Annotated in this window: 19 protein-coding genes and 2 pseudogenes; 15 read left to right on the forward strand and 6 right to left on the reverse strand. The window is 65.6% G+C overall.

The features are described from left to right. The first annotated feature begins 24 nt into the window (after positions 1 to 24). Both AWC07_RS25575 and AWC07_RS25580 read left to right on the forward strand, forming a co-directional pair. Positions 25 to 1,572 carry a gamma-glutamyltransferase family protein gene (locus AWC07_RS25575; protein WP_084293404.1) on the forward strand — a complete coding sequence of 516 codons (1,548 nt, stop codon included), beginning with the start codon at positions 25 to 27 and terminating at the stop codon, positions 1,570 to 1,572. Between the two features lie 170 nt (positions 1,573 to 1,742). Next, positions 1,743 to 3,269 (forward strand): serine/threonine-protein kinase, encoded by a 1,527-nt coding sequence (locus AWC07_RS25580; protein ID WP_036411059.1) that lies wholly within the window; start codon positions 1,743 to 1,745, stop codon positions 3,267 to 3,269. A gap of 43 nt (positions 3,270 to 3,312) precedes the next feature. On the opposite strand, the gene purD is transcribed toward AWC07_RS25580, so the two are convergent. Further along, positions 3,313 to 4,581, reverse strand: coding sequence for a phosphoribosylamine--glycine ligase (purD, locus tag AWC07_RS25585; protein WP_036411040.1), 1,269 nt, complete (start codon positions 4,579 to 4,581; stop codon positions 3,313 to 3,315). Positions 4,582 to 4,728: 147 nt separating this feature from the next. Between purD and AWC07_RS29945 the strand changes: the two genes are divergently transcribed. The 3 genes from AWC07_RS29945 (at position 4,729) to AWC07_RS25600 (ending at position 7,357) form a co-directional block, all read left to right on the forward strand. Further along, on the forward strand, positions 4,729 to 4,872 hold the full coding sequence (locus tag AWC07_RS29945; RefSeq protein WP_425271277.1) for a helix-turn-helix domain-containing protein: 144 nt from the start codon (positions 4,729 to 4,731) through the stop codon (positions 4,870 to 4,872). A gap of 63 nt (positions 4,873 to 4,935) precedes the next feature. Beyond that, the gene (locus AWC07_RS25595) at positions 4,936 to 6,627 is read left to right on the forward strand and encodes an HsdM family class I SAM-dependent methyltransferase (protein WP_279628918.1); all 1,692 of its coding nucleotides are present in this window, start codon (positions 4,936 to 4,938) and stop codon (positions 6,625 to 6,627) included. Then, positions 6,614 to 7,357, forward strand: coding sequence for a hypothetical protein (locus AWC07_RS25600; RefSeq protein WP_208622471.1), 744 nt, complete (start codon positions 6,614 to 6,616; stop codon positions 7,355 to 7,357). Before AWC07_RS25595 ends, AWC07_RS25600 begins: the two co-directional genes overlap by 14 nt. A 412-nt stretch (positions 7,358 to 7,769) precedes the next feature. Here the strand turns inward: AWC07_RS25600 and AWC07_RS25605 are convergent, their stop codons facing one another. Then, positions 7,770 to 8,207, reverse strand: a complete 438-nt coding sequence (locus tag AWC07_RS25605) for a carboxymuconolactone decarboxylase family protein (RefSeq protein WP_036411039.1) — start codon at positions 8,205 to 8,207, stop codon at positions 7,770 to 7,772. Between the two features lie 165 nt (positions 8,208 to 8,372). Here AWC07_RS25605 and AWC07_RS29950 point away from each other — a divergent pair. Next, positions 8,373 to 8,817: pseudogene (locus AWC07_RS29950) on the forward strand (hypothetical protein). A gap of 70 nt (positions 8,818 to 8,887) precedes the next feature. Here AWC07_RS29950 and AWC07_RS25615 read toward each other — a convergent pair. Genes AWC07_RS25615 through AWC07_RS25625 form a run of 3 tightly spaced genes read right to left on the reverse strand, consistent with a single transcriptional unit; the run spans position 8,888 to position 11,621 of the window. Then, positions 8,888 to 9,754: an NAD(P)-dependent oxidoreductase gene (locus AWC07_RS25615; protein ID WP_036409098.1), complete on the reverse strand. Its 867-nt coding sequence runs from the start codon at positions 9,752 to 9,754 to the stop codon at positions 8,888 to 8,890. Beyond that, positions 9,751 to 10,143 (reverse strand): SDR family oxidoreductase, encoded by a 393-nt coding sequence (locus AWC07_RS25620; protein ID WP_036409095.1) that lies wholly within the window; start codon positions 10,141 to 10,143, stop codon positions 9,751 to 9,753. Before AWC07_RS25620 ends, AWC07_RS25615 begins: the two co-directional genes overlap by 4 nt. Positions 10,144 to 10,151: 8 nt before the next feature. After that, positions 10,152 to 11,621, reverse strand: a complete 1,470-nt coding sequence (locus AWC07_RS25625; RefSeq protein WP_036409091.1) for an aldehyde dehydrogenase — start codon at positions 11,619 to 11,621, stop codon at positions 10,152 to 10,154. A gap of 204 nt (positions 11,622 to 11,825) precedes the next feature. Here AWC07_RS25625 and AWC07_RS25630 point away from each other — a divergent pair, with 204 nt between their 5' ends. From AWC07_RS25630 to AWC07_RS25665, 8 genes are all read left to right on the forward strand, one after another. Then, the gene (locus AWC07_RS25630) at positions 11,826 to 12,449 is read left to right on the forward strand and encodes a TetR/AcrR family transcriptional regulator (RefSeq protein WP_036409088.1); all 624 of its coding nucleotides are present in this window, start codon (positions 11,826 to 11,828) and stop codon (positions 12,447 to 12,449) included. After that, a complete protein-coding gene (locus tag AWC07_RS25635) occupies positions 12,446 to 13,663 on the forward strand; it encodes a cytochrome P450 (protein WP_036409087.1) in 1,218 nt (405 codons plus the stop codon). Before AWC07_RS25630 ends, AWC07_RS25635 begins: the two co-directional genes overlap by 4 nt. Next, positions 13,663 to 14,505 carry an SDR family oxidoreductase gene (locus AWC07_RS25640; protein ID WP_036409084.1) on the forward strand — a complete coding sequence of 281 codons (843 nt, stop codon included), beginning with the start codon at positions 13,663 to 13,665 and terminating at the stop codon, positions 14,503 to 14,505. Before AWC07_RS25635 ends, AWC07_RS25640 begins: the two co-directional genes overlap by 1 nt. After that, a complete protein-coding gene (locus AWC07_RS25645; RefSeq protein ID WP_036409082.1) occupies positions 14,502 to 15,854 on the forward strand; it encodes a cytochrome P450 in 1,353 nt (450 codons plus the stop codon). The genes AWC07_RS25640 and AWC07_RS25645 overlap by 4 nt, the downstream gene beginning before the upstream one ends. 2 nt (positions 15,855 to 15,856) lie before the next feature. Next, positions 15,857 to 16,060: a ferredoxin gene (locus AWC07_RS25650; RefSeq protein ID WP_036409080.1), complete on the forward strand. Its 204-nt coding sequence runs from the start codon at positions 15,857 to 15,859 to the stop codon at positions 16,058 to 16,060. 16 nt (positions 16,061 to 16,076) lie between these two features. Then, positions 16,077 to 16,622 (forward strand): hypothetical protein, encoded by a 546-nt coding sequence (locus tag AWC07_RS25655; protein WP_036409079.1) that lies wholly within the window; start codon positions 16,077 to 16,079, stop codon positions 16,620 to 16,622. A gap of 101 nt (positions 16,623 to 16,723) precedes the next feature. Continuing rightward, complete coding sequence (locus tag AWC07_RS25660) at positions 16,724 to 17,851, forward strand: NDMA-dependent alcohol dehydrogenase (RefSeq protein WP_036409101.1); 1,128 nt, start codon at positions 16,724 to 16,726, stop codon at positions 17,849 to 17,851. Beyond that, positions 17,848 to 18,267, forward strand: coding sequence for a ketosteroid isomerase family protein (locus tag AWC07_RS25665; protein WP_036409077.1), 420 nt, complete (start codon positions 17,848 to 17,850; stop codon positions 18,265 to 18,267). Before AWC07_RS25660 ends, AWC07_RS25665 begins: the two co-directional genes overlap by 4 nt. A 5-nt stretch (positions 18,268 to 18,272) precedes the next feature. Here AWC07_RS25665 and AWC07_RS25670 read toward each other — a convergent pair whose 3' ends face one another. Then, positions 18,273 to 19,727, reverse strand: coding sequence for a hypothetical protein (locus tag AWC07_RS25670; protein ID WP_036409075.1), 1,455 nt, complete (start codon positions 19,725 to 19,727; stop codon positions 18,273 to 18,275). Positions 19,728 to 19,914: 187 nt separating this feature from the next. On the opposite strand from AWC07_RS25670, the pseudogene AWC07_RS29200 reads away from it, so the two are divergent. Next, positions 19,915 to 20,149 (forward strand): annotated as a pseudogene (locus AWC07_RS29200) (HNH endonuclease signature motif containing protein); the annotation flags it as partial. Positions 20,150 to 20,290 lie beyond the last annotated feature (141 nt).

The raw sequence follows: 20,290 nt of genomic DNA on the forward strand, positions 1-20,290 counted from the left end.
AGCTTCCCCTACGCCTGGCCGCGAATGCCGATCCTGGGCCGAAACGTCGTCGCCACTTCACAGCCGCTCGCCGCCCAGGCCGGCCTGCGGATGCTCGCCGAAGGGGGCAACGCGGTCGACGCGGCTATCGCCACCGCCATCACCCTGACACTGGTGGAACCGGTGTCCAACGGCATCGGCTCCGATGCGTTCGCCGTCGTGTGGGACGGCGCGCGGTTGCACGGGCTGAACGCCTCCGGCCGGTCACCCGCGGCGTGGACACCGGAATACTTCGGCGGCAACGGCGTTCCCGCGCTCGGCTGGAATTCGGTGACGGTGCCGGGCGCCGTGTCGGCCTGGACCGAACTGCACGCCGAGTTCGGCAACCTGCCGTTCGAAAGAGTTTTTGAGCCGGCTATCTCTTACGGCCGCAAGGGGTTTCCGGTGTCACCGACCGTTGCCGCGCAATGGGAGGCCCAGGTACCCCTGTTCGCGTCACAGCCCGGGTTCGCCGAGGCGTACCTGCCGGGCGGCCGCGCGCCGAAACCCGGCGAGCTGTTCAGGTTTCCAGCCCATGCGGACACCCTGGAGAAGATCGCCGCCAGCCATGGTGAGGCGTTCTACCGGGGAGAGCTGGCCGAAAAGCTCGAAGCGCACGCCAAAGCCAACGGCGCTGCGATGCGAGTCAGCGACCTGGCCGCCCATCGCAGCGACTGGGTGGACACCATCACCGGAACATACCGCGGCTACACCATTCACGAGTTGCCGCCCAACGGCCAGGGCGTCGTCGCCCTGATCGCGCTCGGAATCCTCGAGCAGTTCGATATGGCTTCGCTGCCAGTCGATTCCGCGGACAGCGTGCATCTGCAGATCGAGGCGCTCAAGCTCGCATTCGCCGATGCGCAGGCGTATGTCGCCGACATCGACCACATGCCGCTGCTTCCGGAGCACCTGCTCGACGAACAGTACTTGCGGGGGCGCGCCGCGCTGATCGATCTCGAACACGCCAAGCCGGCGTCGGCTGGAAGCCCAAGGGGCGGCACCGTTTATCTCACCGCCGCAGATGCCTCCGGGATGATGGTGTCGATGATCCAGTCGAACTACCTGGGCTTCGGGTCCGGAGTGGTGGTGCCGGGAACCGGAATCTCACTGCAGAATCGCGGCTCGGGTTTTGTTGCGACGCAAGGTCATCCGAACCAGGTCGGGCCGGGCAAGCGGCCTTTCCACACCATCATTCCGGGGTTCGTGACCAAGGACGGCGCTCCGGTGCTGAGTTTCGGCGTGATGGGTGGCCAGATGCAACCACAGGGCCACGTGCAGGTGCTGGTCCGCATCGCCGACTACGGTCAGAACCCCCAGACGGCGTGCGACGGCCCTCGATTCCGGTTTGTGCAGGGACTGCAGGTCTGCTGCGAAAACGGTTTTCCGCCGGCAACACTCGACGACTTGCGTGGGCGCGGGCACGATCTGGTCACGGTGGACGACTACAACCAGTTCGGCAGCTGCCAGGCGATCTGGCGTCTCCAGAACGGATACGACGGATATGTCGCGGCCAGTGACCCGCGCCGCGACGGTCAAGCTGTGGCTTTCTGACCCGTGGCCTGCACCGAAGTGCCCGGTATTCTCTTAGACCGAAGATGAACGAGAGGTAAACTCATAGAAAACCTAGGGTGGCCTCACGGTAAAGCACTGGGTAATATCAGTCCCAGCTAATCGCAAACTGCGCTGAGAATGTACTCAGCATTCCGGTAATGGACGGTGCGATGAATGGGTTAAGTCATCAAGGCCCGGACATCGGGTTGAAAGCCGGTGAGATTTTTGCCGGATACACGATTGTCCGTTTGCTGGGCTCCGGGGGAATGGGCGAGGTCTACCTTGCCCAGCACCCACGGCTGCCACGCCGCGAAGCGCTCAAGATACTGGGCAACGACGTATCCGCTGACGACGACTATCGCCGGCGATTCATCAGAGAGGCGGACCTGGCTTCCGCCCTGTGGCATCCGAACATCGTGCGGGTCAATGACCGAGGCGAGTTCAACGAGAAGCTCTGGATCTCGATGGACTTCGTCGACGGAACCGACGCAGCGAGCCTGTTGCGGCACCGCTTTCCGGCCGGAATGCCAGCAGATCAGGTCGCCACGATAATCGCGGCAATTGCGCGCGCACTGGACTACGCGCACCAGCACCACAATGTCATGCACCGCGATGTCGGCCCCGCGAATATCCTGATCGCCGAGCCAGACGGCGGCGATCGGCGGATTCTTTTGGGCGACTTCGGAATAGCTCGGAACATCGGCGAGACCAGTGGTCTGACCGCGACGAACATGACCATCGGCACGTTTCCCTACGCGGCGCCGGAACAGCTAACGGGCGAACCGATTGACGGACGCGCCGATCAGTATGCGCTAGCGGCTACCGCCTACCATCTGCTGACCGGGTCAACACTGTTCCCGCACACCAACCCGGCGGTTGTGATCAGCCGCCACCTGACCACCCCGCCTCCGGCACTCGCGCAGACCCGCCCGCCGCTCGCTGCCTTCGACCCGGTGCTTGCGGTAGCACTCGCAAAGAAGCCCGCCGATCGCTTCGCCTGCTGCACTGATTTCGCCGACGCGTTCGCACACGCAGCCCGTCGCGTCGAACACCCGATGGCGTCGGCTTCGACCATGCCGAGACCCTTGGCGGGCAGGCCACTCAACAGCGCAGCGGTGCCCTGCGCCGTGGCTGAGGCCGGCACACGGCAACGACGTACTCGGTGGCGGCTCTTCGCCGCAGCATCAACGGTTATCGCGGTCACCGCCGTCGGCGCCAGTGGCTATCCGTTCGACACTGACTCGACACCGGGCCCGCCTGCCGCCTCGCCGACTGCGGCGTCGGCTCGCCAGCCGGCGGAGTACCCACCGCCACCCGCGGTGGCACCGCCTCGGCAGGTGGCGGAGTATGTGCCGCCACCCACTGTGGCGCAGCCGCCCACCCGCAGGGACACTCCGCCCGCGGCATCCGTTGCCGCCGCACCGGCGCCCCGAGGGCCGGCGCCGGTCCCGCAGCAACGGACGCCCGACGCCGAACAGACCTTTCTCGGTCTGGTGTTACAGATTCCGGGTGTCATCGTCACCGACCCGGCGACTGCCGCCGCCACCGGCCGTGGCGTGTGCACCGACCTGCAAAACGGGGCAAGCCCCGATGATGCCGCCGCCGCGACCGTGAACAACACCGGAATCACGCCCGCACAGGCTGCCGCCGGCGTCAACGCGGCGATCACCGCCTTCTGTCCCCAACATCTGAGATAGGAAACACGTCCACGACCGCGGCAGCATTGCGCGGTCCCGGTAACTAAACGCTGATCTTTTGCTCTGCGGCCCGCAACCCGATATCGTTCCGGAAATGGCTGCCGGCCAACCGAATTGAACCGAGGATGTCGTATGCGTGCGCCCGCGCCGCTGACAGGTCCGCGCCGGTGCCCACCACCGACAGCACCCGGCCGCCGGATGACACGACGGTGCCGTCCTCGCGCCGGACCGTCCCGGCGTGCAGTACCCCTTCGGCTTCGGAGCCGAGGACGACATCGCCCACCCGGGGCCGCCCGGGATAGTTTTCGGCCGCCAGGACCACCGCCACAGCGGCGCCGTCTCGCCAGCGCAGTTCGCCGAACTCCGCCAATTTCCCGGTGCCCGCCGCGTACAGCAGCTGCCCGAGGGGCGACTCCAGCAGCGCCAGCACCGCCTGAGTCTCGGGATCGCCGAAACGACAGTTGAATTCGACCACCGCGGGACCCTTCGTGGTGATCGCCAGACCGGCATACAACAAGCCGCAGAACGGGCTGCCGCGCCGAACGAGTTCAGCCGCAACGGGTTCTACGATCTGACCGACTATCTCCCGGTAGACCTCGTCGGGCAGCCACGGCAGCGGCGCGTAAGCGCCCATACCACCGGTGTTGGGCCCGGTGTCACCCTCACCGACCCGCTTGAAGTCCTGCGCCGGCAGCAGCGGCACCACCGTGTCGCCGTCGACCACACAGAACAGCGACACCTCCGGACCGTCGAGATAAGACTCCAGCAGCACCGGATGCCCGGCCTCGAGCAGTCCCGCCGCATGGGCGCGGGCGACATCGCGGTCCGCCGTGACCACCACACCCTTGCCCGCGGCCAGATGGTCGTCTTTGACCACCCAGGCCGGGTCGCCCGCGGGCGGCCCGAACCGATCCAGCGCGACGTCCAAATGGGCCGGGTTGTCGACGATTTGACTGGCGGCCGTGCGCACGCCGGCCGCGGCCATCACGTCCTTGGCGAATGCCTTGGAACCTTCGATGCGGGCGGCGTCCTTCCCGGGACCGAAGCAGACGATGCCGGCGGCGCGCACGGCGTCGGCCACCCCGAGCACCAGCGGCAACTCGGGACCGATGACCACCATGTCGGCTTGGACCCGCCGCGCCAGGGCGACGACGTCCTCACCGGAAGTGACGTCGACATTGTGCTGCTCCGCCAGACGGGCGGTACCGGCGTTGCCAGGAGCCACGATGAGGTGCGTGACCTGCGGATCTCTAGCCAGCGCCAACAGCAGGGCATGTTCACGGGCCCCGGAGCCGATTACCAGAACGCGCACGAGACGTCAGAGTAGCCGGGGTCGGGTTAGGCCCAGGCCACCGACCCGTCGGCTCTTCTCCGGCCGGCCGGGATGTGGAACCGGTGCGGCCTAGCGTGCTAACACGGGTGAGATCGCCGACCCCTGTGGGGTGCCGCGATCTCGATACTGCAAGGTTCCTTCGGCACTCGCCGCCGCGACAAGGCCGCGCTCGTCCGCCGGATACGCGACAGCGGAGAGCCGGTGCTGGTCATCGCCGCCACCCTTGGCATCAGCCGGGCCACGCTGTATCGCTATCCGGCTGACAGCTGACCGTCCGACCGCGCCTACCACTCGCCCGACACTTGCCCTCCCTTGTCGGGCATCTCCGCTGGATTGTCGGTCCGGCAAGGCAAGATTTTCGGCATGGTGCTCGGGGCTGATACGGCAGCGCTACGAAAAGCTCGGGGCGCATTCTTCACCCCCGAGGCTGTCGCCCGCTACATCACCGAGTGGGCCGTTCGCGGCACCAGCGAACGCATCCTCGAACCATCATGCGGGGAAGCGTCATTCCTCATGGCGGCGGTCGATCGGCTCGCGGCGCTCCGCAACCCCGGCGACGGTAACCCGTTCGCCGCCCTCGATGGCGTCGAGCTTCATGACGCCTCGGCCCGCGCGGCGCGCAAGCTGCTGAAGAACGCGGGAGTCCGGGCGCGGGTGACGGTCAAGGACTTCTTCTGCATCCAGCCGACCGGCTCCTATGACGTGGTGATCGGCAATCCGCCCTATATCCGCTATCAGGAGTTCTCCGGTACCGCCAGGGCGCGGTCACGCGAAGCGGCGCTGCGGGCGGGCGTGGGCCTGACCAACCTGGCGTCGAGTTGGGCGGCGTTCGCGGTGCACTCCGCGCTATTCCTGCGGCCCGGCGGGCGCATGGGCCTGGTTTTACCGGCTGAACTGCTCAGCGTGAACTATGCCGCCGAGGTCCGCCGGTTTCTGCTGGCATCGTTCTCCCGCGTCGATCTGGTGCTGTTCACCGAGCGGGTCTTCCCCGAAGCCCAAGAGGAGGTGCTGCTGCTGCTGGCCGACGGCTACCTAGAGGGTCCGACCGACCACGCCTCGATCTATCAAGCGCGCAATGCCGCCGAATTGGCCACCATTGCAGCCGGGCGGGCATGGACGCCCACCCGGCCAGAGGAGAAGTGGACGCCTTCGCTGCTGTCCGCCGAGGCGCTCACCGTCTACACGGGCCTACTGTCCACCGGCGGCTTCACCGTTCTAGAGAGCTGGGGGGACACGACGCTGGGAATGGTCACCGGCAACAACAAGTACTTCGCGCTGTCGCCCGCGCGCGTGGCCGACCTGGGCCTGGAACCCACCGACGTCTTGCGGTTGTCACCGCCTGGCAGCCGTCACCTGCGCGGGCTGGCGTTCGGCACCGCCGTGCTCAACGAACTTGGCCGCAGCGGCTCCGCCACATGGCTATTCCGCCCAGCGGGCGAGCCATCAGCGGCGGCGTGGGCCTACATTGCCGCCGGGGAAGCTGCTGGCGTCCATATCGCTTACAAATGCCGTGTGCGAAACCCGTGGTGGCGGGTGCCGAATCTGGCTCCGGCTGACCTACTGCTGACGTACATGAACGCCGACACACCGCGGCTGACAACCAACACCGCCAAGGCAGCGCACCTGAACTCAGTGCACGGCATCTATCTCGCTCCGAAGGTCCGCATGCTCGGTAAGGCCCTGCTCCCGCTGGCGTCGCTGACGTCGATGACACTGGTGGGCGCGGAAACCGTTGGCCGCGCCTACGGCGGCGGGATGCTCAAGCTGGAGCCCCGCGAAGCTGACCGGCTGCCCGTGCCTCCGGCGGCGCTGGTCGAAGCCGCCGCCGACCGCCTGACGAAGATCCGCCCGCAGGTTGCCGCGCTGCTGCGCGGCGGCAAGCTCCTCGCGGCCTCGAGGCTGGTCGATGACGTTCTGCTGGTCGAAGAGCTGGGCATGGCACGCACGCAGGTCAAAGTGCTGCGTGAAGCCCACGCCGAACTCACCGCGCGCCGGGTCGCCAGGGGTCGCCGTGGCGCGAATTGATGACCTTCTCATCGGCGCGATCAAGTCCGCTGGACCAAAACCGCCCGACGACGCTCCACAGGGGCAGAAGAACCCTTGGGGCAACAAGATCAGCGCCGCCCTTGCGCTGGCAATCGCCCAAGAGTTGCGGGCGCGCGGCATGGAGGGAGCCCGGCCCGCAGGACCGGGCGAGATCGGTCTGTCGGGCGCAGAGCGGCGGCTCGCTGGCGGCCTTGGAGCCAAGAAGGTAGATGTCACCTGGGCCACCGAAGAATCCGGCCTGATGCTGGCGTGCTCAGTCAAGACGATCATGTTCCGCGATAGCGTCGGCGGGCACTTCCAGAAGAACCTCACCAACCGGCGCGGCGACCTGCTGTTCGAGTCCACCACGTTGCACCGCCGATTCCCGTTCGCGGTTGTGGCCGGGTTTTTCTTCTTCGACATCGGCGCGGCCAGTGATCACACACCGCGCCGCAACAGCACGTTTGAGAATGTCTTTCCCCGGTTCCGGTTGTTCACCGGCCGAGCGGACCCTGCTGACCGCGACGAGCAATTCGAACGGCTCTACGTGCTGCTGGTAGATTCCAACCCTTTCGCGCCGTCGGTCATCTGCCACGAAGTAGACAGCCCACAGGCGCCGGTCGCTCTCGGGGTGGTCTTCGACGACCTCATCGAACTGACGGCCGAGCGCAACTTCGACATGTACGAGACGACGGGCGACGGCAACATCAGGAAGGCCCGCAGCAAGTAGCTCTGACGGCCGCGTTTAAACCGGCAACAACCGATCTACTTGGAGAAGTATCCACTGACGCCAACAGTGAAGGCTGGGCAGTTCGCGCCGTAGAGACTGGCCGTGAAGGTGAACCGTTCGTTTGCCGCAATCGGTCCGTTCTGCTCAGTGAAAGCGCCATGCACGCCGCAGCCCGCAGCTGCGCGTTGTTGCAAGCACCGCAGGTCGGTGCGCCGTCGGATCGGCGGGTAGGTCCTGGCTCTAGTGGAGTAGTCGACGGTAGCGGGTCTTTAGTTTTAGTTGGATGCAAAACAAGGAATTTGCTCAGCCTCGGAGCTGACCAAGTCGAGCCGGGCTGCGGCCAAGCACCTGGCGCCACCAGGCTTCGACGCACCGGATTAGCAGGGCCGCAACGTCATCGAGCGCGTACGTCCTAGTCGACGGCCTTACCCCTATGCATCTTCAACGCGGCGTTGACGTTGGCCTTCTTGTCCTCGTCGGCGCCCTTAGCCGCGGCCTTCTTACGCTTTGCCACAACGGTTTCCACCGCGCCATTGAGCGCGGAGCCCAGCGGAAAACCGAGATAGTGGGTAAGGAAGACGGCCATCTCCTTCAGTTCCGTCTCGTTGAGTTCGCCGTTGAGCAGCGCCGCATTGATCTGGATCTCGGCCAGGTCGCGATTTCCGATGGCGGTCACCGCCGTCAACGTCAGGATGCGCTTGTCACGCATCGACAATCCCGGCCGTGTCCAGATGGTGCCGAACAGGTGATCGACGGTGAGGTCGAAGTACGCGTCGCCCTCGATGTTGGGCATCTCCCACCCATAGACCTCGTTCATCTTGTCCAGGCCTTTGCGGCGCAACTCGTCCATCACGTCTCCTCAGCTAGATGAGTAATTCCCAACTGCTCACCGAGTGTGCACCGGCTGCGCCGAGTGTGCACTGGCGGCGGCGACACGCCGGGCGGCGCCGCCGTGGTTGCACTCTCGGCGTGTCGGCTTGTGAAGGATGTGGCTGAAGGGCACCGATGGACAGTTGTGAAGACAGACCTCGATGCCCTCCTGACCGACCTGTATGTGACGATCGATGACCACGTGGTGCGACCCGACCGGCGGCGCGCGCCGGACGGCCGAAGCAATTGACCGACGCCGAGCTGGTGTGCCTGGCCGTGGCTCAAGCGCTGCTCGGCGCCCGCAGCGAACACCATTGGCTGCGAATGTGTTACGGCCCGACAAGGGCCTGTCCGGCACCAAGTTGCAACGCTACTGCGCCGACCAGCTGAGCGTGCTGCTGGTGCGCCCCGACCGCAAGGACGAAAAACAACGCCGCTACGGCAACCTCGCCGGCATGCGCCCATGGATCGAAGCCGTCTACGACACCTGCAAGGATCAGCCCAATCTCGAACGACATGGCGGGCGCACACTGCACGGCGGCTACGTCCGCGTCGCCCAACGCCTGCTCGCACTTGCCGCTGTGATCTGACACAACTGGAAGATCAATAGCCCAGTCAAGAGGCCACTGATCGCCTACGACCACTAACCAAGGCTGGGAATTACTCAGCTAGGCCGGGATGCGGTACCCCGAGGCCGGCGGCCAACCTCTCCAACGCTAGCCTGGCCAACGGCAATTCGACCGATAGCGACTCCCCCAACGCCAATGCCAAACCCAGGTCCTTCTCCCCCAGCGCACGGGTGTGCTCCAGCAGCGGACGCAGCGGGTCGTCACGTTTCATCGGCGCCGTGGTCTCCCGGAACATGATCGCTCCGGGGCCACCGGTAAGCGCATCGCTGTGGCGCACCACCCTGGCAAGTGCCCGCAGGCTCAAACCGCTTGCCTCGGCCAACTTTTCCGCCTCTGCAGCCGCCGCGTAGGACACGAACGTCAGCATGTTGCGGGCCAGCTTCATCCGGGTTCCGGCGCCCGGCTCGCCGGCATGGATCACCAGCGACGCCCACCGCCGAAACGGCTCCTTGATCCGCTGGAACGTCTCATCGTCGGCGCCCACCATGGTGGCCAATTCGCCTTCGGCTGCTGCCCCCGCACCGCCGCTGACCGGAGCGTCCACAACGTAGACGCCCTGCGGCTCGAGCTGTCGCGCCAGCTCGACGGCGGTGGTGTCGCTGATGGTGGAGTGAATCGCAATGATGGTGCCCGGCTTGGCATGTGCGGCCAGCCCGTCATCGCCGACGATCACGCTGCGCACCTGAGCGTCGTCGAGCACCGTTACGCTGATGATGTCGGCGTCGGCAACCTCGGCGAGGCTCGCCGCCGCGGCGGCGCCGCCCTCGACGAACGGCGCCATGGCCTCGGTGCGAAGATCGAAAACCGTCAGGCCGCCCGGCCAGCCGAGGTAACGCTTAGCCATCGGCGCACCCTGGTTGCCCAGGCCGATGTACCCGAGGCGGGGTATCGCGGTCACGATCGGATGACCTGTCCGCCATCGACATTGAAGATCTGCCCGGTGATCCACGAGGCCTGGTCGCTGAGCAGGAACAGGCACATGCCCACCAGGTCCTCGGGTGTCCCCATTCTGGACAGCGGAATCTGTAGGTAGTCGATGCCGCCGAATTCGGCGACGGTGCGACCGGCCATGGTCTTGGCCGACTCCTCGTCGGAAACATCAACGGGCACAGGGATTGCCGTGCCACCGTCGGCGACGATCTGCTTGGCCACCCCCGCGGCCAGCTCGGCGTTGATGTCTGCCACGACCACGGAGGCGCCTTCGCGGGCCAGGGCCTGGGCGTAGGCCTGGCCGATACCCTGAGCAGCCCCGGTGACAATGGCCACCTTGCTTTCGAATGCAGCCACACCGTCTCCTAATTCGCTGCCGTGGCAATGAGTTTGGACTCCAAGTACTCCTCGAAACCGAGCAGCCCCATCTCGCGGCCATTGCCGGACTGCTTGTAGCCGCCGAACGGCGCGTCGGCGGAATACCACACGCCGCCGTTGACGTTGACGGTGCCGACCCGCAGCCGCGCGGCGATCCCGGCCGCCCGCTGGGGGTCGGCGCTGTACACCGTGCCCGACAAGCCGTATGGCGAGTCGTTGGCGATGCGGACGGCGTCGTCGTCCCCGTCGTGGGCGATCACCGTGAGCACCGGCCCGAAGATCTCCTCCCGGGCGGGCCGGGCCTCATTGGTCAGGCCCGCGATGACGGTCGGCTCGATGAAGTATCCGACGTCCCGGCCCGCCGGCCGTCCCCCGCCGCAGGCGAAGCTGCCGCCTTCGGCGATCGCCAGGTCCAGATAGCCCTGCACCCGATCCCGCTGGCGCGCTGAAATCAAGGGCCCGCAGACGGTTCCGGGCTCATTGGGGTCGCCCGGCCTGATCGACGACATGGTTTTCGCCGCGATGCCGACAGCCTCGTCGTAGCGGGACCGCGGCACCACCAGTCGGGTGGTGATCGCGCAGCCCTGGCCCGCGTGCACGGCGGCGGTGAACGCCGAAACCGAGCACGCGCCAGTCAAATCCGCGTCGTCGAGCACCACGAACGCCGACTTTCCGCCCAGCTCCAGGAACACCTTCTTGACGGTGGTGGCGGCGTCGGCCATCACGCTGCGGCCGGTCGCGGTGGAGCCGGTGAACGAAATCATGTCCACCCGAGGGTCTTTGGCCAGTAGCGCACCCAGGCCGTGGTCGCTGGAGGTGACGATGTTGACGACACCGGCCGGAAAGTCGGTGTGGTTGGCGATGATTTCGCCGAGCACGGCCGCGCACCACGGTGTGTCCGGTGCTGGCTTGAGCACGACGGTGTTCCCGGCGGCCAGCGCCGGCCCCAGCTTGGCCAGGTTGATCTGGTGCGGGAAGTTCCACGGGGTGATCGCACCGACGACCCCCACGGCTTCGCGCGCCAGGGTGCGCCGGGTTTGGATACCCATCGGTGCTGCCTGGCCGAGATCCTGTTTCCAGCAATAGGACTCGGCGGTGTCGGCCGCGAACGCCAGGTCGTCGACTGGACCTTCCAACTGGGCCGCGGCGGTGAGCATCCGCGGCGCACCGACTTCGGACATGGTCAGCTCTCGTAGCTCCTCGACGTGTTCGCGCATCGCGTCGCGCAGCTGACGCACGCACCGCACCCGTAACTCGGTATTGCGCGACCAGTCGGTGTCGTCGAAGGCGCGACGCGCCGCTTCGATGGCGCGACCCATGTCTGCCGCGTCCCCATCGGCCGCGACACCCAACACTTCCTCGGTGGCCGGATTGACCGTGGGGAAGGTGCCCGCACCACCTTCGGACAGCTTGCCGTCGATGAACAGTGCACTGACTCCGTTGGCCAACAGGGCCATCTACCGCTCCCACCTGATTCGCTGGCTGTAACCGCCCGGATGGACACCTGTCCGATATCGCTTTCTGTGAACCATAGCTTCAAGCGTTGCGAGGGCGCAAGGGCCGATGCCGATGAGGGCCCATTATGCGGTGTTTTTCCCTGTTAAGTCCTATTTTCAGCTACCGGGTTGCCCAGCGCCGCGAGCTTCCGCTACCTTGGACAGGTGTCCAGCGATGCACTGGTCGCCGTCCCGGCCCGAGCGGCCCAGGACGGGGACAGGCCACGCAACCGGCGCCAGGAAGAGACCTTTCGCAAGGTGCTGGCCGCCGGCATGCAGACCCTGCGGGAGAACTCCTACACCGACCTGACGGTGCGCATGGTGGCGGCCCGGGCCAAGGTGGCTCCGGCCACCGCGTACACCTACTTTTCGTCGAAAAACCACCTGATCGCCGAGGTCTACCTCGACCTGGTTCGGCAAGTCCCTTACTTCACCGACGTCAACGTGCCCATGCCAACCCGGGTGGATCAGGCGCTGCGCCAGCTGGCCCTGGTGGTCGCCGACGAGCCCGAAGTCGGCGCGGCGTGCACCGCCGCGCTGCTTGGCGGCGGCGCCGACCCTGCGGTGCGCGCCGCCCGCGAACGCATCGGCGCCGAGATCCACCGCCGGATCGCATCGGCCATCGGACCCGACGCCGAGCGTGCCACCGTATCCGCTTTGGAGATGGCGTTTTTCGGTGCGCTGGTGCAAGCCGGCAGCGGCGAGTTCACCTATCACGAGATCGCCGACCGGCTGGCCGACGCGGCGCGCCTGATCCTGGCGGGCGCTGAAAAGGCCGGTGTGGCATGAGCGTCCATACCGGCAACCCCGACGTTGTCCTCGACCCCTACGACTACGGCTTCCACGAGGATCCTTATCCGTATTACCGGCGGCTGCGTGACGAAGCCCCGCTGTACCACAACGAGGAACTCGGCTTCTGGGCGTTGTCGCGACACCGGGACGTGCATCAGGGTTTCCGCAACAGCACAACGCTGTCCAACCGCGATGGCGTCTCGCTGGATCCGGTGTCCCGCGGTCCGCACGCCTCGAAGACGATGTCGTTTCTGGCAATGGACGACCCGGCACATCTTCGGTTGCGCACGCTGGTGTCAAAGGGATTCACCCCGCGCCGGATTCGCGAACTCGAGCCTCGGGTGACGCAGCTGGCCGTACAGCATCTGGACACCATGCTGGAAAGGGCGGCATCCGGAACCGTGGACTACGTGGCCGAATTCGCCGGCAAGCTGCCGATGGACGTGATCTCGGAGCTGATGGGGGTGCCGGTCGCCGACCGCGACCGGATCCGGGCCATGGCCGACGGCGTCATGCACCGCGAGGACGGAGTGACCGATGTGCCGGCGTCGGCAATCGAGGCGTCGATCAACCTCATCGTCTACTACCAGCAGATGATCGCCGAACGTCGCGCCAAGCCGGCCGACGATCTGACCTCGGCACTGCTGCAGGCCGAGATCGACGGCGACCGGCTCACCGAGCAGGAGATCCTCGGGTTCATGTTCCTGATGGTGATCGCCGGCAACGAAACGACCACCAAACTCCTTGCCAACGCCGCCTATTGGGGCCACAAGTTCCCCGACCAGCTGACCCCGGTCTACGCGGATCTGTCTCGGGTGCCGCTGTGGGTCGAGGAAACGTTGCGCTATGACACGTCGAGCCAGATCCTGGCCCGCACCGTCGTCGGCGAGCTCACCCTCTACGACACCAGGATTCCCGAGGGCGACGTCGTGCTGCTGCTACCCGGCTCGGCTCACCGCGACGAGCGGGTGTTCGACAATCCCGACAAGTATCTGATTGGCCGCGAAATCGGCTCCAAACTCCTGAGTTTCGGTAGTGGCGCGCACTTCTGCCTGGGGGCCCACCTGGCCCGGATGGAGGCCCGGGTGGCGCTCACCGAACTGTTCAAGCGGATCCGCGGATATGAAGTCGACGAGGCCAACGCCGTCCGCGTCCACTCCAGCAATGTCCGCGGCTTCGCTGCCCTGCCGATAGCCGTGGAGGTTCGCTGATGCCTCGCTTCCCACCGCATCCGGACCGCCGGCCCGCGATTGTTGCCGGCGCGTCCTCGGGTATCGGCGCGGCTACTGCGGTGGAGCTTGCCGCCCAAGGTTTTCCGGTCGCGCTGGGTGCCCGCCGGGTGGACATGTGCCAGGAGATCGCCGAGAAGATCCGCGCCGGCGGGGGCGAGGCGGTGGCACTGCCACTCGACGTCACCGATCCCGACTCGGTCAAGGACTTTGTGCACCAGGCCACCGAACAGCTCGGGCACATCGAGGTTTTGGTCGCCGGTGCCGGCGACACCTACTTTGGGCGGCTGCACGAATCCGACACCGAAAGCTTCGAATCGCAGGTCCAGATCCACCTGATCGGGGCGAACCGGTTGGCCACGGCGGTGCTGCCGGGCATGCTGGACCGCCAGCGCGGTGACCTGATCTTCGTCGGCTCGGATGTGGCGCTGCGTCAGCGTCCGCACATGGGCGCCTACGGGGCGGCGAAGGCCGGGCTGGTGGCAATGGTGACCAACCTGCAGATGGAGCTCGAAGGCACCGGGGTGCGCGCGTCGATCGTGCACCCGGGCCCGACCAAGACCGGGATGGGCTGGAGTCTCCCAGTCGAGTCGATCGGGCCGGCCCTGCAGGACTGGGCCAAATGGGGTCAGGCGCGCCACAACTACTTCCTGCGGGCATCCGATATCGCCCGGGCGATCGCGTTCGTCGCACAGACACCCAGGGGCGGCTTCGTGGTGACCATGGAGCTGCAGCCGGAGGCGCCGCTGGCCGCCGCCACAGAGCGTCAGCAGCTCAGGGTCGATGAAAAAGCATTGGTGAATGAGGGAACGCTGGATTCATGACCACAGCCATCGTGCCGCGAGTGTCCGGCGGCGAGGACGAACACGGACATCTCGAAGAGTTCCGTACCGATCCGATCGGCCTGATGCAGCGGGTTCGCGACGAGTGCGGCGACGTGGGGTGGTTTCAACTGGCCAACAAGCACGTCGTCCTGCTGTCCGGCGCCAAAGCCAACGAGTTCTTCTTCCGGTCCTCCGACGAAGAGCTGGACCAGGCGCAGGCTTATCCGTTCATGACGCCGATCTTCGGCAACGGCGTGGTATTCGACGCCAGCCCCGAACGCCGCAAAGAGATGCTGCACAACTCGGCGCTGCGCGGCGAGCACATGAAGGGTCATGCCACGACGATCGAGCGCGAAGTGCACCGGATGATCGAAAACTGGGGCGAGCAAGGCGAAATCGACCTGCTGGACTTCTTCGCCGAGCTGACCATCTACACCTCCACCTCGTGCCTGATCGGCACCAAGTTCCGCAACCAGCTCGACTCGCGATTCGCACACTTCTACCACGAACTGGAACGCGGCACCGACCCGCTGTGCTACGTCGACCCGTATCTGCCGATCGAAAGCTTCCGCAGACGCGACGAAGCCCGAAAAGGGTTGGTGGCGTTGGTGCAGGAGATCATGCACCAACGAATGGCCAACCCGCCCACCGACAAGCGCGACCGCGACATGCTCGACGTGCTGGTGTCGATCCGCGACGAGGCCGGCCGCCCGCGGTTCTCCGCCGACGAGATCACCGGCATGTTCATCTCGTTGATGTTCGCCGGGCACCACACCAGTTCGGGCACCTCGGCGTGGACGCTGATCGAACTGCTGCGCCACCCCGACGCCTACGCCGAGGTGATCACCGAGCTCGACGAGCTCTACGCCGACGGGCAGCCGGTGAGTTTTCATGCGCTGCGCCAGATTCCGCATCTGGAGAACGTGCTCAAGGAGACGCTGCGGCTACATCCGCCGCTGATCATTCTGATGCGGGTGGCCAAGGGCGGGTTCGAGGTTGAGGGCTATCCGATTCACGAAGGCGAGCTGGTGGCGGCCTCACCGGCGATCTCCAACCGGATTCCCCAAGACTTCCCCGATCCGGACGAATTCGTGCCGGAGCGTTATCAGGAACCGCGCCAGGAGGATTTGATCAACCGCTGGACGTGGATTCCGTTCGGTGCCGGCCGGCACCGCTGCGTGGGCGCGGCCTTCGCCACCATGCAGATCAAGGCGATTTTCTCGGTGCTGTTGCGCGAGTATGAGTTCGAGATGGCGCAGCCTGCGCAGAGTTACCGCAACGACCATTCGAAGATGGTGGTGCAGTTGGCGCGGCCCGCCACCGTGCGCTACCGCCGCCGTAGGTGTTGAGCATGGGTTACCGGATCGAAGCGGACCTGGATTTGTGCCAGGGTCACGCGATGTGCGAACTGGAGGCGCCCGACTACTTCCGGGTGCCCAAGCGAGGCAAGGTCGAGATCGTCGACGCCCAGCCGCCCGAGACGGCCCGCGGGGAGATCGAGCGGGCGGTCCGGATGTGTCCTACCCAAGCACTTTTCATCAAAGAACAGGACTGACTGAGGACTGGCGACGATGGTGTCTTTCGAACGTGCCGAACTCGATGGGTGGGTGCAGTCCTGGCTGCAGGCCAACAAGGACTGCGAACGGGCGGGCGACTGGACCCCGCTGGCCGGCTTCTACGCCGTCGACGCCACCTACGGCTGGAACATCGGCCCCAAGGAAGACGTGATGTGCGTCGGGATCGACGAGATCCGCGAGATCGCGCTGGGCCTGGAGATGCAGGGACTGCAGGATTGGCAGTATCCCTACCAGAAGGTGATCGTCGACGATCGGCAGGGCGAGATCGTCGGCTTCTGGAAGCAGGTCGTCGCCGACGCCGACGGCGGCCGGCAGGAGATCTACGGCATCGGCGGCAGCTGGTTTCGGCTCAACGCCGACAAACTCATCGAGTGGCAGCGGGACTTTTTCGACTTCGGGCACGTCTCCGCGCTCTATATGCAATTGATGAAGAAGGGGAAGCTGTCTGCCGGCATGCAGAAACGGATCGAGCGGGGCATGTCGGGCGAGAAAATGCCTGGCTATTACCCGCTGGGCCAGGCTCCGGTACCGCTGTGGTGAGCCCGGTCACTGCGCTGACCTACACTCAGGCCAATAGGTCGTTTTCCGGCGGAGGACCGGGACCGTTCGTAGCCGAGTTCAACGATGAAAGCAGGTTTACGGTGAAGACCAAGGGCGCGCTGATCTGGGAGTTCAACCAGCCATGGTCGGTCGAAGAGATCGAAATCGGTGACCCCGTCAAGGACGAGGTCAAGATCCAGATGGAAGCGGCGGGCATGTGCCGCTCCGACAACCACCTGGTGACCGGCGGGATTCCGATGGCGGGTTTCCCGGTGCTGGGCGGACACGAGGGCGCCGGAATCGTCACCGAGGTCGGACCGGGCGTGGACGACATCGCCCCCGGCGACCACGTGGTGTTGTCGTTCATCCCGTCCTGCGGGAAATGTCCCACCTGTCAGGCCGGCCTGCGCAATCTCTGCGATCTGGGTGCCGGGCTGCTGGCCGGCGCGGCGGTGAGCGACGGCACCTTCCGCATCCAGGCCCGCGGCCAAAACGTCTACCCGATGACGCTGCTGGGGACATTCTCGCCGTACATGGTGGTGCACCGCAGCTCGGTGGTGAAAATCGACCCGTCGATCCCGTTCGAGGTCGCCTGCCTGGTCGGCTGCGGCGTCACCACCGGCTACGGCTCGGCGGTGCGCACCGCCGACATCCGCCCCGGTGACGACGTCGCCATCGTCGGTCTCGGCGGCGTCGGCATGGCCGCGCTGCAGGGCGCAGTGGCCGCCGGCGCGCGCTACATCTTCGCCGTCGAGCCGGTGGAGTGGAAGCGCGACCAGGCGCTGAAATTCGGCGCCACCCACGTCTACCCCGACATGAATGCCGCGCTGATGGGAATCGCCGAGGTGACCTACGGTCTGATGGCCAAGAAGGTGGTCATCACCGTCGGCGAACTCCAGGGCGCCGAGATCGACAGCTACCTGACCATCACCGCCAAGGGCGGCACCTGCGTGCTCACCGCGATCGGCAGCCTGCTGGACACCAATGTGACGCTGAACCTGGCGATGTTGACCTTGATGCAGAAGAACCTGCAGGGCACCATCTTCGGCGGCGGCAATCCGCAGTACGACATTCCGCAGCTGTTGTCGATGTATCGGGCCGGCAAGCTGAACCTGGACGACATGATCACCCGCCAGTACCGGCTGGAGCAGATCAACGACGGCTACCAGGACATGTTGGACGGCAAGAACATTCGCGGCGTCATCCGATTCACGGACGCCGATCGATGACCCAGACGGCCCCATCCCCGGCGCTGACGGCGTCGCAGTCGTCATGGCGCTGCGTGCAAGCTCACGATCGGCAGGGTTGGCTCGCGTTGATGGCCGATGACGTGGTGATCGAGGACCCGATCGGCAACTCCGTCACGAATCCGGATGGCACCGGGGTGCGGGGCAAGGACGGCGTAGCCGCATTCTACGACACCAACATCGCTGCCAATCAGTTGACGATCACCTGCGAGGAGACCTTCCCGTCTAGTTCACCGAACGAGATCGCCCATATCCTGGTGTTGCGCAGCAGGTTTCCGGGCGGCTTCACCAGTGAGGTGCGTGGCGTGTTCACCTATCGCATCAACGACGAGGGGCTGATCACCAACATGCGGGGGTACTGGAACCTCGACATGATGACGTTCGGCAAGGAGGAATAGGCGTATCAGCCGATCCGGCCGATTCCGGTGATGTTGCCTTGCATGATCTTGTTCCCCATCAACACCATGCTGGCGGTTTGAACCGGGTCGCTCAGGATGGTGGCCGACTTCGGTTGCTGCAAAAGCACTTTCCCGTTGTTAGGGTTGATGACCGCGAACGCGAAAACGTCCAGTGGCGTGGTGTTGTCCAGCCCGATCCGGGTGATGGTGTAGATCAGGCCATCGGCGATGGACAGGTGCGGTAACGCGGCGCTGCGAGTTCGGCTGTCCCACACCGTGCGACATCCGGTGGGCTCGACGTCCACCCTGGTCATCCCGCCGACGAACGGCGCTGTCGGCGGGACTGCCGGACCGGCACCCGCCGGAACCGCCGGATAGGGATAGCCGTAGGTGCTGGCGATGAACATCGAATTCCCGACACCGATGGGAGAGTTCTCGCTGCCCGGGCCTCCTTGGGTCAGCACCGGTTGCTCGCAAAACAGTGTGCCCGTTCCGGATTGGTAGACCAGTGCGTGGACCAGCGGATCGGCGTTGTCGACGATGGTCAGATAGTCGGCGCCGGTCGGACCGAAATAGGTTGGTGTGGAACCTGTTCCCCAGCTCAGTTGCCCGGGCTTGCGGGCCGGGCCCCGGTCATAGGCCTGGCGCCACAGCACCTGCGGGTTGCCCATGCCGTCGAGGTTGAGCTCGTAGAGGGCGAACGTGGTCGCGACCGCGACGCGGTTGCTGGGTGCCGCGGAGATGCTGTTCGCCACTTGCTCGCCGGCAGGCAATTGCACGCTGGCGACACCCCCGCCGGTTTTTGCGACCCCCACCACGCCGGTGCCGGTGGCAAACCAGACGTTGCCGAGGTAATCGGGGACCACGCCGACGGATTGGTCGCCTGGTGGGATTGCGCTGGACACGTCGGTGGACTCGGTGACGGTCAGTTGCCAGCGGCCCTTGGCGTCCTTGACATGCGCGATGCGCAGCAGGTGGTTGGTTCCGTCGATCATCACCAGCTGGTTGTTGTTGTCCAAGTAGGCGTAGACGCCGCCGAGCAGGCCGCCCTTGGCGATGTCCATGCTGGCCAGCGGAATGACCCGCGGCACAATGCCGTTGGGATCGATCAGGTGAACCACCGGGGCCTGGGTGATATCGGACGTGCACAGCGCCAGCACCAGGCCGTCGGTCCCCTGCGTGATGGTCGGGCACGCGGCCACCAGCGGGTACGCCAGGATCGCCGCCGGCCGGGCACCGGGTCCCGGAAGCGGTCCCGCGTCGGCTGAGGCGGCGTCGTTGTGCATGGACGCCAAGCCGTTCGGCGCCATGAACGGATTGGGCGGCGCCAGCGGACCGAATGTGGCTGCCGCCCGCGCCTGAGCGGGGATCATTGGTGAAACAACCGCGGGCACAAGGGAAATAACGCACGCGGCCAGAAATGCCGTCGGAACGGCCAACGTTGCCGCGGGAAACCGCACCAAGGTCCCCTCCCGTGCATTGGGTCACCGAGGATTCTGGCGATCGCGGACGACGACACGGCAACACTGTGCTAACGATTTCGCTTCGAGATTCGAGATGCCTTCGTAGCGGCGGAGTCGTGAGATCTCAAATAACTCGTGTCCCTTTGGTTTCAGCAGTCTCAGCGCAGGGTTTTCAGTCGACTGCTGTGAAGTCCACCACGTCATCCCCGCTACGCCCAATCCCCAACCACCGACGTCAACCAACTGACCTTCGCCTGCGGACCCCACCACAAACTCCTCGACCAAGGCTGGACCACGAACACCCACGGCGACACCGAATGGATCCCGCCGGCCCGTTTGGATCGCGGCTAACCCCGCACCACCACGTTCCATCACCCCGAAAACTGCTACACGACCAAGACGACGACGACGAACCGTAACGAGGCTGCCTGCTCGAAAGCCGTTGAAGCCCAAGCCCGCGAAAAGCCACGCCTCGGGTGCGAGTGTCATTTGCCACCGGGAAGGGACCACTGGTTTGCCACCAGCTAGGGACCACCTGTTTGGCTCAGCGAGCATGATGT

The organism is Mycobacterium gastri, assembly GCF_002102175.1.
Lineage (GTDB): Bacteria > Actinomycetota > Actinomycetes > Mycobacteriales > Mycobacteriaceae > Mycobacterium > Mycobacterium gastri.